Origin of the sequence: Funiculus sociatus GB2-C1 (genome assembly GCF_039962115.1) — a bacterium.
Lineage (GTDB): Bacteria > Cyanobacteriota > Cyanobacteriia > Cyanobacteriales > FACHB-T130 > Funiculus > Funiculus sociatus.
Genome location: NZ_JAMPKJ010000067.1, coordinates 15,544 through 31,476, shown reverse-complemented (window position 1 = coordinate 31,476; position 15,933 = coordinate 15,544). Strand labels below are relative to the sequence as shown.

9 protein-coding genes are annotated in these 15,933 nt (G+C 48.2%); 1 reads left to right on the top strand and 8 read right to left on the bottom strand.

The features are described 5' to 3' along the window. Nucleotides 1-81: 81 nt before the first annotated feature. From NDI42_RS23525 to NDI42_RS23505, 5 genes are all read right to left on the bottom strand, one after another. Nucleotides 82-207, bottom strand: a complete 126-nt coding sequence (locus NDI42_RS23525) for a hypothetical protein (RefSeq protein WP_277876906.1) — start codon at nucleotides 205-207, stop codon at nucleotides 82-84. A 44-nt stretch (nucleotides 208-251) separates the two neighbouring features. Beyond that, nucleotides 252-407 carry a hypothetical protein gene (locus NDI42_RS23520; RefSeq protein WP_190460190.1) on the bottom strand — a complete coding sequence of 52 codons (156 nt, stop codon included), beginning with the start codon at nucleotides 405-407 and terminating at the stop codon, nucleotides 252-254. 178 nt (nucleotides 408-585) lie between these two features. Then, nucleotides 586-2,637 (bottom strand): serine/threonine-protein kinase, encoded by a 2,052-nt coding sequence (locus NDI42_RS23515; protein ID WP_190460183.1) that lies wholly within the window; start codon nucleotides 2,635-2,637, stop codon nucleotides 586-588. 375 nt (nucleotides 2,638-3,012) lie between these two features. Beyond that, a complete protein-coding gene (locus NDI42_RS23510; RefSeq protein WP_190419591.1) occupies nucleotides 3,013-3,441 on the bottom strand; it encodes a phosphomannose isomerase type II C-terminal cupin domain in 429 nt (142 codons plus the stop codon). A gap of 221 nt (nucleotides 3,442-3,662) precedes the next feature. After that, nucleotides 3,663-5,720: a phosphodiester glycosidase family protein gene (locus NDI42_RS23505; protein ID WP_190460181.1), complete on the bottom strand. Its 2,058-nt coding sequence runs from the start codon at nucleotides 5,718-5,720 to the stop codon at nucleotides 3,663-3,665. An 833-nt stretch (nucleotides 5,721-6,553) separates the two neighbouring features. Here NDI42_RS23505 and NDI42_RS23500 point away from each other — a divergent pair. Continuing rightward, nucleotides 6,554-11,197 carry a glutamate synthase-related protein gene (locus NDI42_RS23500; protein ID WP_190460188.1) on the top strand — a complete coding sequence of 1,548 codons (4,644 nt, stop codon included), beginning with the start codon at nucleotides 6,554-6,556 and terminating at the stop codon, nucleotides 11,195-11,197. Between the two features lie 49 nt (nucleotides 11,198-11,246). Here NDI42_RS23500 and NDI42_RS23495 read toward each other — a convergent pair whose 3' ends face one another. The 3 genes from NDI42_RS23495 to NDI42_RS23485 form a co-directional block, all read right to left on the bottom strand. Next, complete coding sequence (locus tag NDI42_RS23495) at nucleotides 11,247-12,182, bottom strand: polysaccharide deacetylase family protein (protein WP_199311473.1); 936 nt, start codon at nucleotides 12,180-12,182, stop codon at nucleotides 11,247-11,249. A gap of 422 nt (nucleotides 12,183-12,604) precedes the next feature. Beyond that, nucleotides 12,605-14,200, bottom strand: coding sequence for a bifunctional pantoate--beta-alanine ligase/(d)CMP kinase (locus NDI42_RS23490; protein ID WP_190460179.1), 1,596 nt, complete (start codon nucleotides 14,198-14,200; stop codon nucleotides 12,605-12,607). Between the two features lie 117 nt (nucleotides 14,201-14,317). Next, on the bottom strand, nucleotides 14,318-15,475 hold the full coding sequence (locus NDI42_RS23485) for a septal ring lytic transglycosylase RlpA family protein (protein WP_190460177.1): 1,158 nt from the start codon (nucleotides 15,473-15,475) through the stop codon (nucleotides 14,318-14,320). Nucleotides 15,476-15,933 lie beyond the last annotated feature (458 nt).

The following is a 15,933-nucleotide window of genomic DNA, read 5'->3' as shown; positions in this document are numbered from 1 at the left end:
GTATTTCATCAGATATTCTTATGAATCAGACTGCGTGATCGCTCACCCGTTTTTTGCGAGCGCCTTTGTTTAGACCCCATATTACCTCAGCATCGACTTTTGCAAGAGGTCTAATGTTTGCAACTGCTCGGCAGGGGTATTGCGATAGAGAATCTGAGCAATGGTATCAATGCTCTGTTGCAGTTGTGCTTGCTCTTCTGGAGTCATCAGATCCTTGGGAGGTAGACTTCTTTCCTAGCCTAATTTTTCTCTCAAGAAGGTGACACGCACCCGGGCTGAAGTTGCTTGACAACACAAAGCGGATTCCCTGGTAGTTGTTTATCTCCGGCAAGGTAAGTTTGTCCAAATCCACCGCCTCCTAAGTGTTTCACAATTTGGTAGCGACCGCTGAGGGTTTTAAATAGCATGACAGTTTTTCAATTTTGAATATACTTGTCTGCTAGTTTAGCCTTGAAATTTATGAAATACAAAAAATATGCGATCGCTCGGCACTAATTAGTCAAAGATTGTAGGTTAGGTTGAGCGGCTAAACATTACCAGATAAACACTGAAGCTTTAAAATACTTGTATTCAAAATCGGATAATTTAGGGCGATCGCCAAACCTTAATTGTTCCGTCCAGGCTACCACTGTAAATCGTCTGCCCATCGGGACTAATAGCAAGTGCAAAAATTGTCTTGGAATGGCTTTCAAGTGTGCGAATTAATTCCCCAGTTCGCACATTCCACAATTTAATAGTATTCTCGTTGCCGCCACTGCCACTAACAAGAATCCGACCATTGGGACTGATAGCAACAGCATAAACTCCCCCTGATAGAGAGCCATTTGGTAATCTAGACGCATGGGGGAAAGTATTTAGCAATTCGCCCGTGTCCAAATTCCAGAGTTTTGCTGTTCCGTCGGGACTGCCACTGGCAAGAATCTTACTATCCCGGCTGATGGCGATCGCACTCACTGCCTCGATATGCCCGCCAAAAGTGCGGCGCAGTTCACCCGTTGTTAGGTTCCAAACATTTATGTCATAAATGTTACTAGCGGACATTTGACCATCCGGGCTAATGGCGACATCACTAACCCCCTCTTCTAGTTGCGTTCCGATTAGGGTACGTACCAACTCACCCGTTTTCAGGTTCCACACTTTGATAGTCTTGTCCTTACTGCCACTGACGAGAGTTTGTCCATCTCGGCTGATGGCAACTGAATAAACATCTCCTGTATGTCCAGACAAGGTGCGGAGTAGTTTACCCGTTTTCAGGTTCCACACTTTGATAGTTTGATCGGCGCTACCACTGGCGAGAGTTTGTCCATCCGGGCTGATGGCAACAGAATAAACATACCCAGTATGCCCACTCAGGGTATAAATTATTTCTTTGGTACGGAGATTTCTAATTTTGATAGTTTGGTCAAGGCTGCCACTTGCCAGAATCTTACCATCCGGACTGAGGGCGATAGAGGTAATGCCAGCAGCATGACCAGGGAGGGTATTGACTAAAGCAACTTCTTGTGCAGTATCTTCTAAGCTATTGGGTTTTTGAAAAAAGTAAATTCCCATACTTAGAGCGAGAGCCGTAGCCAAACCCGCGCCAATTTTAATCAGCAGAGGCGTTTTGTTTCGGAAAGTAGAAAAAACAGTTTCCGGCTTTCGTGGATAGGTTGAGATTAGTGCTTTGGAACTTTGAAGGGTTTCAGTAGCGATCGCTGGTGGTTCAGCAGGCAACGTACCCTGAGAAGCAAAGGAAGTATACTGCTGTCTGGTTGGTGAGGTTGGAAGCGTCCCAGTAGCGATCGCATCCGGGATGATGTGCCGTGTTGGTAGCTCGTTGAGCTGTTGAAGCGCCTCCAAAGCTTCTGTCGCCGTCTGGTAGCGTTGGCGAAAGTCATAGCGCACCATTGTGTCTAAAATGTCTGCAACCTGCTGGCTGACTTGAGCCTTATCGCGCCATACAATCTCACAGGTTTGGGTATCTTCTGGCAGTTGTGACGGCTGTAAACCTGTGACAGCTTGGATACCCAGGATTCCCACAGCATAGATATCGCTACTAAATCGCGGTTTGCCGCCGAGTTGTTCGTTCGCCATGTAACCAGGCGAACCAATAGCAATTGTTAAAGTTGTTTCCCCCTCAGAGGCAAGCGCCTGAGTGCTAACTTGTTTGACAGCTCCAAAGTCAATCAAAACTATCTTGCCATCTTGCTTGCGCCTGATTAAATTGGACGGCTTGATATCTCTGTGGATGACATCCTGCTGATGGACAAACTCTAATATTTTTAGAATTTCGTGCAAAAGAGCAGCTACCTCCGTCTCAGGCAACTGCTTACCTATTGGTAATTCTCGCTTAACTTCATCCCCTTCGATGAATTCCTGAACCAGATAAAACTCTTGTTCTTCCTCAAAATGAGCCAAAAGTTGGGGAATCCGATCGTGTTTACCCAGTTTGTATAGAACTTGGGCTTCTCTATCAAATAATCGTCGTGCTACTTCTAAGGTTCCCGAATCGGTAGCCTTGGGCTTGAGTTGCTTGACGACACAAAGCGGATTTCCCGGTAGTTGCTTATCTTCGGCAAGGTAAGTCTGACCAAACCCTCCGCCTCCCAAGTGTTTCACAATTTGGTAGCGACCACTGAGCGTTTTTCCCAGCATGAAGTTGATGCGGTGTTCTGGCAGTTCTTCTAGGGTAGTCCTTCAGGCGCTTAATCGGCTTGTCAGCCTTAAAGGTTTTAAAGCCTAATTTTTGCTCTTGCTAGAAAAATCTGTACCCAGATAGCATAACCTGCTCGATACACCCCTTTTCCCCTGATAGCTATTTTCGTCAGCTAAAACGGGTTGAGCTCACTGAATTTAGTTGCCACCTGTTGAGGGAGGAAACCTTAGAAGCGATTCCTCACAATCAACGACCATAATTTTTGATTATGGTCGTGGAGGATGTCAATTGCCGAATTAAGACAATGTGAGTATTAAAACAAACACCCAAACTAGGCAATCGGGTCAACTATTTGCCCAGTTAAATTCGCCAGCCTACTTTGTGGAGGGCTGAGTGCGGGCGTAGTCATCTTGAAAACGAACAATGTCATCTTCTCCCAAATATTCTCCATTCTGAACCTCAATTAACACCAAGTTAATCACACCCGGATTTTCTAGACGATGAGTGTGACATTGGGGAACGTAGGTAGATTGATTACTGCCCAGAATCAGTTCGTTATCGCCACAAGTAACCTTAGCTGTGCCTGAAACGACGATCCAGTGTTCGCTGCGGTGGTAGTGCATTTGCAGGCTAAGCCGATGACCGGGCTTGACTTCAATTCGCTTGATTTTATAGCCCCGTCCTTCTTCCAGAATAGTGAAGGAACCCCAAGGCCGCAATTCAGTTGCAGCAACTCCATTGATAGTCATGGAGTTGGGAAGAGGTAAAGTAGTAATTTGGGAAACTTCTTGCGCTTTAGCCATTGTTTTTTCTCCTTAGAACCGCTGTAGGTTTAGCAGGGCTCATATAAATATGCAGAGGTAATCCTCTTAAAAATTGTAGAACTAACACATTTAGGCAACCCTAGCTAAACATAACAACGATCTTTAAAGCCTGTCACCAGTAAATTTGCCGATTAAGCGAATCTACATCAACTCTTTATATAAGCTCTGCTAAAGAATTTATTTGGCAAAGTTTTAAAAATTTAATTGCTAGGCGATCGCAAACCCGGTTGAAGGAAAAGCCCTAGACCGTTGTGAACGCGGGCGGCGGTGGTGGGAGGCCGATTAATAAGTTGTCCCCCTAGATAGAGGCTGGTAGAGCTGCCACCATCTAGATTAAGAGCCTCAACAGCTCCCATTTGTTGCATTATCTGAGCAGTTTCTGCTAATGTCGGGCCTTTTCCACCTGTGCGGTTGTGGATGGCAACCATCATCAGTTGTCCAGATGCGGTGGTAGCGATCGCACTTCTAACAGCTGCTTCTTTGATAAAGGCATCGCTAAATTGCTCAGCTTTAGCATCTAGCACAATTTGACGATTTTGCACCAGAAGTGGCCCAGCGCCGACAATTTGCGGATAGCGCACAAAGTCCGGTTGTGAAAAAAGCTCATTGATACGCACCCTGGTGCCGACACTCAAGATCCCGACTGGAGATGTTTCTTTACCTCGAATTGTCAGCAAATAACCGTTTTCCGGCGGAATGGGAAATGATATTTTCCCAGCCATGCCTCCAGGTAACTGATTTATAACCTGGTTATTCTGGACAACGACGATGGTTTCATTATCAGTCAGGGGAGTGTAAGCCCCTCCCCATTCAGAGGAGTAAAGGGCGATTCCCGCTTGGACATAAGCACTGTTGAAGAAAAGGACTGGTAAGCTTGAGGAATTTTCGATATCCAAGGCTCCCTGGTAGCTCAGACGACCCATTTTAACTTCACCAGCATCATTCCAAGCGATCGCGCCTCGATTCAGAATCGGCCCGGATAACCACCGACCATCTCGTTTAATTGCCCCTAAAGGCAGTTGGTTGTTGCGGTTAAAAAATCCGGCGTTGATAGCTGCTGAAGCCTGCCACAACTGGGCTGTCCTCAGCAGAGGAGCGATTCCTGCAACACTATTAGGGTTACTCCAGATTGGTTTGAGGGTTAGCCCTCTTTGACGAAGATTGATAGTCAGCGATGCGACTGGGAAGCGGTCAATCGACTTGGGATTTGGGATTTGGGATTTGGGATTAACACTACCTCCATCCAACAGCGGGGAGTCGTTGGCTGATGACTGGTGAGTAATGGCTACATACTGCTGCTTCCAACGGATTCCTTCTGCCCAGAGAATATCTCGTTCTACCATAGCTTCTGGTTGAAAATCAATCAGCAGGCGATTTGGGGAGGGCAAACTGAAAACGCGAGGATACAGCCCTGCTGGGATTTGTACTCGAATCGTGGTTTGATTCTGAGTGCTTTCGACGACAGGGATTGGGGGCTGGGGATTGGGGGCTGGGGATTGGGGGCTGGGGATTGGGGGCTGGGGATTGGCGATTGGGGGCTGGGGATTTCTTATTCCCTCTACCTCTGTCTCTGGCTTAGGTTCTGGAGGAGGGGGAGGGAAGCGCTGCAAGATGGCGGGAGGGGCTGCTGCGTTGATTGTGACAACTAAATTCTGACCTTGTTGAGTGACTTGCCAAGGGGCCGGGCGGTCTAGATCGACAACAAGGCGCGAACCCCACGGTTGAAGACTTTGTTGAACGTCCCCCAGTCGCGCTGGTTTTGTGGTAATTAAAAGCGTGTTGCCCTTTATTTGGGTCTTCCAACCGTTTTTGAGTGCGAAATCAGTAATGTCTAGATAGCGGTAAGGTGCTACTGGAAAGGTAGCCAAAATTAGCCGGTTGGCACCAGAAAACCACTGTATCGGCTGTTTGGTTAAATCCCCGGTGTTTAAAAGCTCTACTCCCAGTGTTTGAGCCACTCCAGCATCGCTTATTCCCGTGCGTACAGATGTCCCCCGCTGCCACTGGCTCCAAGCTGCGGGTAAGGTTCGACCATTTATAGATACTTGACTACCCTGCCGATTTATTTGAGGCGATGCCTTTGGTGCTGATACCACAAGGCGTGATGGGGGTAAATTCGGAACTGCTCCTATGGGGACATTTGTCGCGTAAAGCGATGCGGCGATCGCTGACGGGAGCGAGAATGCTATCAGGCGACTGGGGGCAAATAGCCCCAGACCACCAACCGTTTTAGTTTCTGGTGTCGTTCTCCCGATCATCCGGCAAAGTCACTCTTTGATGTATGGTTCAAAAATTTGTACAGGTGTATTGCCATACACCCGGATCGGGCGATGGCGCGCCTCTACAACATCAAGATTTCTAAAATAACTCAGATGTGGACGCAAGTATCAAAAAACAATGACTTTATCTTCCAAAGAAAGCTTTTTTAGCCGCATAATAGGAGGCAAGACCACAGGGGTCGGCAAGACGCTTTGTTCAACAACCCATTAGGGGCGAAGCACAGACGCGACATCTCGCGTCTCTATATTTGACTCTAAAATTGGGTGGCTATAGCCAAGTCTAGACTTCGCGTTTATCTCGCCCCTACAATTTGTTTGTCCCGGCTCGAAGTCTTAGCGTTGAAATTTGTGTTGAACTTTGCTTTTAAATGATAGAATATCTAATCCGTAAGTTTGGTAGAAGGCTGGCATCTGAATCGGGTTAGAACAAGGTTCATTTTTCAGCACCAGTAGCCATTTTAGGCAAACCCTCCGCCAGCAGAGCGTCTTACGTGCAGACGCTTGGATATTATTGCGATCGCAAGAGCAAAAAGTTTTGCGACCCCTGGGTCTGGGGCAGAAAAGCCGAAACATAAAAGTTTCATCAGTTACAGCTTTCATGGTCAAATGGCATCTAAGTTTAGATAAATAAGGCTATGGAAGCAAAAGAATAGTCAAGGGCAAAAGAAGACTGAGGGATGTTTAAATACATTGGCGAAGTCTTGGCAAAAGTTTTTCAAATTTTAATTCTGCGATCAGCACAGTCGTGCCACAGGATTAACAACCTTCAATCAGTAAACCTGTATCAGTAAGTAAAGAACGTGGATTATCTCATGGAGCATCGCGTGAATGACAATCAACAACAGACAACAGCAGTAAATGCGACAGATACCTATCCCGGTCAAAGGTGGTTGGTGGAAGAGCGGGATGCCTGCGGTGTCGGCTTCATTGCCAACCAAAAGGGAACGCCGACACATGAATTGGTAGCAAAGGCTTTATCCGCTCTGACTTGTCTAGAACATCGGGGTGGTTGCAGCGCTGACGGGGATTCTGGGGATGGAGCAGGTTTGATGACTGCTATTCCCTGGAAGCTGTTGGGTCACTGGTTGGCTACCCAAGGCATAGAAATGCCGCCGACTGAAAAGACAGGGGTGGGAATGGTCTTTTTACCCAAAGATGCTGAAACCAGAGCCACTGCTAAGGAAATTGTTAACAAAACCTTGGAAGAAGAAGGATTAACTGTACTGGGGTGGCGAGAAGTTCCAGTGCAGCCTCAAGTGCTGGGGGTACAGTCCAGAGAAAACCAGCCCCACATCGAGCAACTGGTATGTACTTCCAAAAATGGTTCTGGGGATGAGTTGGAACGCGCCCTGTTTTTGGCTCGTCGCCGCATAGATAAAAATCTGGAGGCTAACAGTACCCTTAAATGGTCAGACGAGTTTTACATTTGTTCGTTCTCTAATCGCACCATTATTTATAAGGGGATGGTGCGGTCGGCGGTGTTGGGGGACTTTTATACAGATTTAACTAATCCCAATTATGAAAGTGTTTTTGCTGTCTATCACCGACGCTTTAGCACCAACACGCTGCCTAAGTGGCCTCTAGCTCAGCCGATGCGTCTTTTGGGACACAACGGCGAAATTAATACGCTGTTGGGGAATATAAACTCGATAATGGCGCGAGAGGCAAATCTGACGCATCCAATTTGGGGCGATCGCATTCAGGAACTCAAGCCTTTAACCAATCTAGATAATAGTGACTCGGCAAACCTAGATAACGTGTTAGAGTTGCTGGTTCGTACTGGTCGCAGCCCTCTGGAAGCTTTAATGATTATGGTGCCAGAAGCGTACCAGAATCAGCCGGAATTGGCAAATCATCCGGAAATTGTGGACTTTTACGAATTCTACAACGGACTTCAAGAGCCTTGGGACGGCCCAGCGCTACTGGTATTCAGTGATGGCAAGAAAGTAGGTGCGACTCTCGACCGCAACGGGTTAAGGCCAGCGCGATATTGCACCACGCGCGATGGATTAGTTGTGGTAGCTTCGGAAGCTGGTGTGATCGATTTGCCAGAAGCAGAGATTCTGGAAAAAGGGCGACTGGGGCCGGGGCAAATGATTGCCGTTGACCTGGAAACTCAAGAAGTTCAGAAAAACTGGGAAATTAAGGGGCGCATCGCTGCTGTTCATCCTTATGGTGAGTGGCTGGCATCTTATCGGCAAAATCTCCCCGACGTACCTTTTACCGAAGAGAAAAATCTCGACTCTCAAAGCTTGCTGAGAGAACAAATTGCCTTTGGCTACACCACAGAAGATGTGGAAATGGTGATTGAGGAAATGGCATCTTCTGGGAAAGAACCTACCTTTTGTATGGGAGATGACATTCCCTTGGCGGTGCTGTCCTCCAAGCCGCACTTACTGTATGACTATTTCAAGCAGCGCTTCGCTCAGGTGACGAATCCGCCAATTGACCCGTTGCGAGAAGGGATGGTGATGTCCCTGTCGGTTTCTTTAGGGAAGCGGGGAAACCTGTTGAAGGTAGAACCAGAGTATGCGCGGTTACTGAAGTTAGAGTCTCCGGTTCTAAATGAAGCAGCGCTAGAGCAGATCAGCACTTCCTCTTTTGCCACAGAGAAGTTCTCGACGCTGTTTGAAATCGAAAAGGGGCCAGAAGGTTTAGAGGCGGCGGTTCGCAATTTGTGCCAGCAAGCGGCGGCGGCGGTGCGTGCGGGCAAAGAAATTCTGATTTTGAGCGATCGCGCCGGAAACTCTTTGAGCGCCGAACACAGCTACATTCCACCTCTGTTAGCTGTGGGAGCAGTACACCACCACCTGATCCAAGAAGGCCTGCGAGCCTTTGCATCTTTAATTGTCGATACCGCTCAATGCTGGAGTACGCACCACTTTGGCTGTCTCATTGGCTACGGGGCTTCCGCGGTATGTCCGTATTTGGCTCTAGAAACCGTGCGTCATTGGTGGAGCGATACCAAGACCCAAAATATGATGCAGCGGGGCAAACTCAAGAATATTACTCTTGAGCAGGCGCAAAAAAATTACTGCAAAGCCGTAGAAGCTGGATTGTTGAAAATCCTCTCGAAAATGGGGATTTCTCTGCTGTCTAGCTATCGCGGAGCGCAAATTTTTGAGGCGATTGGTATTGGCGGCGATCTCTTGGCTCTTGGCTTTAAGGGTACCGCATCGCGACTAGGCGGCCTTTCCGTGCGGGAACTGGCGCAGGAAGTGATTTCATTCCACTCGGCGGCTTTCCCAGAGGTACCACGCAAGAAGCTGGAAAACTATGGCTTTGTGCAGTACCGTCCGGGTGGCGAGTACCACATGAATAGTCCGGAAGTTGCCAAGTCGCTGCATCAAGCGGTGAAAAACCCGCAACATGACCACTACGAAGTTTATCAGAAGCATTTGGCAGGACGACCTGTAACAGCGCTGCGAGACTTGCTAGATTTGGAGAGCGATCGCGCCTCTATTCCTCTGGAAGAAGTAGAGCCTGTGGAGTCAATTGTCAAGCGATTTGCTACAGGTGGGATGAGCTTGGGAGCATTGTCGCGAGAAGCGCACGAAACGCTGGCGATCGCTATGAACCGCATCGGCGGCAAATCTAATTCCGGTGAAGGCGGCGAAGATCCAGTTCGTTACAAAGTTCTAGATGATGTGGATGAAATGGGCCATTCCCAAGTTCTGCCACACCTCAATGGGCTGCGGAATGGAGATACAGCTTCTTCTTCCATCAAGCAGGTGGCAAGCGGTCGCTTTGGCGTGACCCCAGAGTACCTGATGAGTGCCAAACAAATTGAAATCAAAATCGCCCAAGGTGCAAAGCCTGGGGAAGGTGGACAGCTACCAGGAACAAAGGTAAGCCCCTACATCGCGATGCTGCGCCGCTCTAAGCCAGGAGTGACGCTGATTTCACCACCGCCGCATCATGATATTTACTCGATTGAAGATTTGGCGCAGTTGATTTTTGACATGCACCAAATTAACCCGAAGGCAGGGGTATCGGTGAAGTTGGTGGCAGAAGTGGGTATTGGCACCATTGCCGCAGGTGTGGCAAAGGCAAATGCCGATGTTATCCAGATTTCGGGTCACGATGGCGGGACAGGCGCATCTCCCTTAAGTTCAATTAAACACGCGGGTTCCCCGTGGGAACTGGGATTAACCGAAGTGCATCGCGTCCTGATGGAGAATGAACTGCGATCGCGCGTAATTCTCCGAGTAGATGGCGGCTTCAAGAGCGGCTGGGACGTAATCATAGCAGCTTTGATGGGTGGAGAAGAGTACGGTTTCGGCTCCATCGCCATGATTGCCGAAGGTTGCATCATGGCGCGGATCTGCCACACCAATAACTGTCCCGTTGGTGTGGCTTCTCAGCAAGAAAACTTGCGGAAGCGCTTCCCAGGAATGCCAGAACACGTCGTTAACTTCTTCTACTTTGTAGCCCAAGAAGTGCGGAGTCTCTTGGCGCGGTTGGGATATCGTTCTCTAAACGAGGTGATTGGTCGCGCCGACTTGCTGAAAGTGCGCCCCACCGGATTAACTAAGACGACAAGCTTGAATCTGGATTGCCTTACCAATCTGCCAGATACGCGCACAAATCGCGATTGGCTGATTCATGAACCAGTACACAGCAACGGGCCAGTTTTAGATGACGAACTGCTGAGCGATTCGGAAATTAAAGATGCGATCGCTAACCAATCTAACGTCACCAAAGAAGTGCCTGTGGTGAACACAGACCGGACAATTGGGGCGCGAATTGCCGGCGCGATCGCCTCTGAATATGGCAACACAGGTTGGAGCGGTCAAATTACCCTCAACTTCTCCGGCAGTGTGGGTCAGAGTTTCGGTGCCTTTAACCTCCCCGGTATGACTCTCAACCTGGAAGGCGAGGCGAACGATTACGTAGGCAAGGGAATGCACGGTGGCGAAATTGTTATCAAGCCGCCTCAGGAGGCTACCTACGATCCAGCTCAGAACGTGATTGTCGGCAACACTTGTCTCTACGGTGCCACGGGCGGCATTATGTTAGCCAACGGTCAAGCCGGGGAGCGGTTTGCTGTCCGTAATTCTAAGGGAATGGCGGTGATTGAAGGCGCAGGCGACCACTGCTGTGAATACATGACAGGCGGCGTAATTGTCGTTCTGGGTAGAGTAGGGCGCAACGTGGGAGCCGGGATGACAGGGGGTTTAGGTTACTTCCTCGATCAGGATGGCAGCTTTACACCAAAAGTTAACCTGGAGATTGTCAAAATCCAACGGGTGAAAACGCCAGCTGGAGAACAGCAGCTCAAAGAGCTGATTGAACTTCACGCTGAAAGAACAGGTAGCCAGAAGGCAAAAGATATTCTTGCCAATTGGTCAGAATACTTGCCTCAGTTCTGGCAGGTTGTGCCTCCTAGTGAAGCAGATTCTCCAGAAGCTAATCCGGAAGCAGCAACCCAAAAGGTTCTCAGTTCGGTGCAGTAATAAAAGGTAAAAGGCAAAAGAAACAGAAAGATTCCTTTTGCCTTTTACCTTATTTTTTACCAGCTGCCAATTTAACTTCTTTGTCTTGCATTTCCATCAGTTCTGGCACAGTCACAAACTTGTAGCCGCGCTTTTGATATTCGGTAATTAGTTGCGGTAAAGCTTGCACCGTACGCGTCCGATTGCCGCCTCCATCGTGCATTAGTACCATACCGCCTGATGTGGCTCCCTTTAGCGCGGACTTGATGAATACTGGCACCGAGGGACGGCGATAGTCCATAGAGTCAGATGACCACATCGCCACGGCGTAATTTTTTTTACGGGCGTAAGCTACCAAGCCATTGTTCAGATAGCCACCGGGTGGACGAAACAGAGCTGTCTTCACACCTGTGGCTTCATAAATAATTGCCGCTGTGCGGTCAATTTCACGGGCAGCCCCAGTTTCGTTTACATGATGGTAAGAGTGGCTCCAGGTATGATTAGCAACGGCGTGTCCCTCAGCAACTACGGCTTTCGCCACATGGGGAAAATTTTTCACGTTCCGCCCGATCATGAAGAATGTTGCTTTAATGTTGTTTTTCTTCAGGATCTCCAGCACCTGCAACGTCCCTTGAGGCGAAGGCCCGTCATCAAAAGTCAGGGCAATGACTTTCTGGTTAGTGTTTAGTTTTACTTCTTGAAATACTTTCCCTTGAAACCCTTTGGGGACTGAAAAAGTCAAATTTCTGTCTTTTTCTTCCTGCTGCAATTGAGCGAATACTTTGTTAAACGCCTCATCTCGCTGCGCCATCAAAGCGTTTATATCAGTGCCACTTTTGTCTTTATTCCGATTCCCCAACTCTTCGGTTGCAGATAAAAGAATCGACGGATGATTCTCATGGCGATTAATCGGCAACATGAGACCAGCCAAAAAACTACTAGCGGCTGCAACAACAGCAATCAATGTTGTTTTTTCCCGCCAAGAAAATCGATCATACTTTGCCACGTCAGCTCTCCTTCACTCCTCCATTCCTCAAGGCGGAGTTTTGTCAAGTTCTCCGCCTCTTCCAGCACACCAGGTTTCTCAAACAATTTTTTTACAGCTACGTACTTGGTGTAAGCCTTGCCCTAGCTTTGTCGGCAATGCTTACGTGTATCTCGGTAATCTATCGTTGCCCTCCTCCTTTAGCTCTGTTGGATCTGTGACGCGAATCCTCTGCCTATAGTTCGTTTTTACGGGTATAAGCGATCGCTAAAAGCTATTTTGTTGCATCGCAAATTACTTCCTTATTTAATAAGGAAGCTTTCTTTGTCTTTTTGTACCCTATTGCAAAATACTACCCAACAGTCGGGCGCTCCGGGTAAGAAAGTTAATTGCTAAGGGAGTTGACTTTTACTGAAAAGTATGGGCTATGGGAGGAACATCAGTTATCTAGACACAGACAGCTTTTGATGATATAAACTGACAATTCGAGCAGTGACTTCGGCAATGCCCAGACCGTCAGTTTCGATCAAAATAGCGTCTGCTGCCTTTTGCAAGGGTGCCACGACGCGGGTGCTGTCGCGGGTGTCGCGTTCTTGAATGTCCTGCTCCAACTGCACTAAACTTACGTTTGGCTGCTGTTGGTTTTTCAGGTCTTGCTGACGGCGTTGCGCCCGTTCGTGAACGGATGCGGTTAAGAAGATTTTAAGTTCGGCATCCGGGAAAACGTGGGTGGCGATGTCGCGACCTTCAGCGACGATGCCTCCCTTTAAACCCCAGCGCTGCTGTTGTTTAACCAGTTCTTGACGGACGTATGGTTGGGCAGCGATCGCACTCACCATCGCTGTCACCTCCAAAGAGCGAATTGCAAAGGTGACATCGTGATCGTTAATCCAGACACGAGTGGTAATCTGGGGATCATCACCCGTGCTTAACTGAATCTGAGAACGGCTGGCTAACTCGGCTATGCTTGGTTCATCATCTACCCTGATTCCCGATTCCAAAACCAGCCAAGTCAGAGCGCGATACATCGCCCCGGTATCTAAGTACAACAATCCTAAAGACTTAGCAACCTGACGGGCTACAGTCGATTTCCCCGCCCCGGCTGGGCCATCAATCGCCACAATCGGCTGGCGATCGCGTAATACTACATTATCAATTAAACGGGTCGATCCCAGTCGGGCGGCGATCGCTAGTAGTCCCGCTTCTTCAACTTTTTCCAAACGCATGAGAGTAGTGGGGTGAACCAGTTCAATATACTCGATTTGTACCTCTGGTACGATAGCAATTTCCTGTTGAACTGTGTCTATGAGAATAGCGCGATCGCGATCGCCTGATTGAAATGCTTTCTTGGCTTGTTGTAAAGAGCGATACAACACCGATGCTTGCTGTTTCTGCTCTAAAGTTAAATACTGATTCCGGGAAGAGAGAGCCAATCCCGATGCTTCCCGTACTATTGGACAACCCACAATCTTGATGCTCCAATTTAGATCCGCCACCAATCGCCGAATAATCGCCAATTGCTGGGCATCTTTTTCTCCAAAATAAGCGTTATTTGGTTGTACCAGGTTCAGCAACTTTGTCACCACAGTTGCGACTCCCTGAAAGTGTCCGGGACGAAAGCGACCGCACAAAACTGATGTCATATTCTCTGGTGGAAGCACCGTTGTGCTGATTCGAGATTGGGAATCGGGAATTGGGAGGCGCGCTACCCCAATCTCCAATCCCCAGTCGCCAGTCCCCCATCCATACAATTCTTCAGCAGAAGGGGCAAAAATCGCATCTACCCTAGCCTGTTGGCACAATTGCCGATCCTGCTCCAAAGAACGAGGATATTGCTGAAAATCCTCACTAGGTCCAAATTGTAGTGGATTGACGAAGATGCTGACTATGACGATATCATTGTGCGATCGCGCACGTTCGATTAAGCTAATATGCCCCGCGTGCAAGGCTCCCATTGTCGGTACAAAGCCGACGTTTTTGCCCTGCCGATGCAAACCCAAGTAGCAGCGCAATCCCGCAATTGTCGTAAACAGGCGCACCAAAACCCCCTTCAATAATTTTGAGTTTTGAGTTGTAGCGGCAGTTCCTTCTGCCTGGAGTGCTGAATTAAAAATATCAACTCAACACTCATAACTCAAAACTCTGAAGGTGGAAACCTAGTTTTCGTCAACTGCTACTGTCTGCGGACGACCTAGAATTTCTAGCTGCACTGGTGCTACCCCACTGCTCGTCATTCCCAAAATTTTAGCAGCACCCGCGGACACATCAATTATCCGACCCCGGATAAAAGGCCCACGATCATTAATTCGCACGATTACAGAACGCCCGTTGTTCCTGTTGGTCACGCGCACTTGCGTCCCAAAAGGCAAGGTACGGTGGGCAGCTGTCATCGCATTCTGATTGAATCTTTCACCACTGGCACTCCGCAAGCCGTGGAATCCATAACCATACCAGGATGCCATCCCGCTACTCTGGCCCATGACTGGTCTGGTGGTGAGCCGTCTGTTTGTTGGTGCGGCGGCTCTATTAGCTCTAGGGTTGTAAGCAATCCTCTGGGGCCGTTTGGATAATCCGGCGATTTCCCTCAGTGGTGGTGCATTACCCATCAGGCGGCGGAGTCGATTGGTTGCTTGTAGGGCATCTACAGCAGGGTTGCGAGTTGTATCTGGCAATATTGTTTTTCCGTTAACTTCGACCAGTTTCTCGCCGTTTACTTTAATGACATAGCTGCCCTTGTCGCTATTCCAACTGACAGCGATCGCACTTGCATCTACGTTTTCTAAACTCAACTGATTCAGCTTAGCAGCAACGGTTGTGGCACGGGCTACCGGATCGTTTTGATTACTGGCATCCGATGACATCTGTTTTGGAAAACCGCCCGCACTGCTTAAAATTTCTCCCATCTTGGTGTCTTGTGCGGGAGTCACGCGGGAACCCAGAAAGGTCAGGACTGGGATACTACGGACGTAAAGCGTCGCGGCTTTATACCCTCGTACTTGATGGGGAAGAATTTTAGCTACGACTACTCGATCCAACAGGGTCGCCACACCTACAGAATTATTGCAAGGGCGTGTTGCAAGGCAAGCCATTCTGACTTGGGATTGATATTCTCCCACCTTGATAACTTCCGGCGGCTGTACCCGATTGGAAGTTGCAGGTTGCCGAGAGGCGTTTTTACTTGTCTGCTGCTTCTGAGGAACATTGGACTCGGAAACTTGGTCAAACCTTTTAGCTGACTGGGCATAACTGGATGTAGTCATCCCAATCGTCGTTAACAGGGCTGCAAATATTCCGCTAAAAAATCTTTGATTCATACCAACGGTTGTGAAACGTACTTGGAAGTCGAAGTGTCAGCTAGTCGGTGGTTGTATTGCCAGATAGCTCCCATTCGGTCATCGATAACTCGTACTCATTCTGTATTCACCCTGGTGCAAGGAACTGAAACAGAGTATCACGAAGTTTTTGGATTGGGGATCAGGGATTTCCTCTAGGTTTTGACAAATTCATCAAAAATTTAATTTTGAATCTCCGCATTTATGCGGAGATAAGTTCCATTTCATCAGGGTTTTGGGCAATTTCAGTTTTCTAGAACTTCATCAAAACTTCATAAAAGATTTAGGCAGTTTATGAATAAGTAAACCAAAAGTCAAAAATCCCAAGTCACCCATTGGGAAAAACGCTGCTAGTAAGACTTTTGGGGCTTAACTTGCCAATAAATTAAATGTGGAACAGCTTATAATTCGTCAGGAGAACCCATAGCCGAGTAAAATAC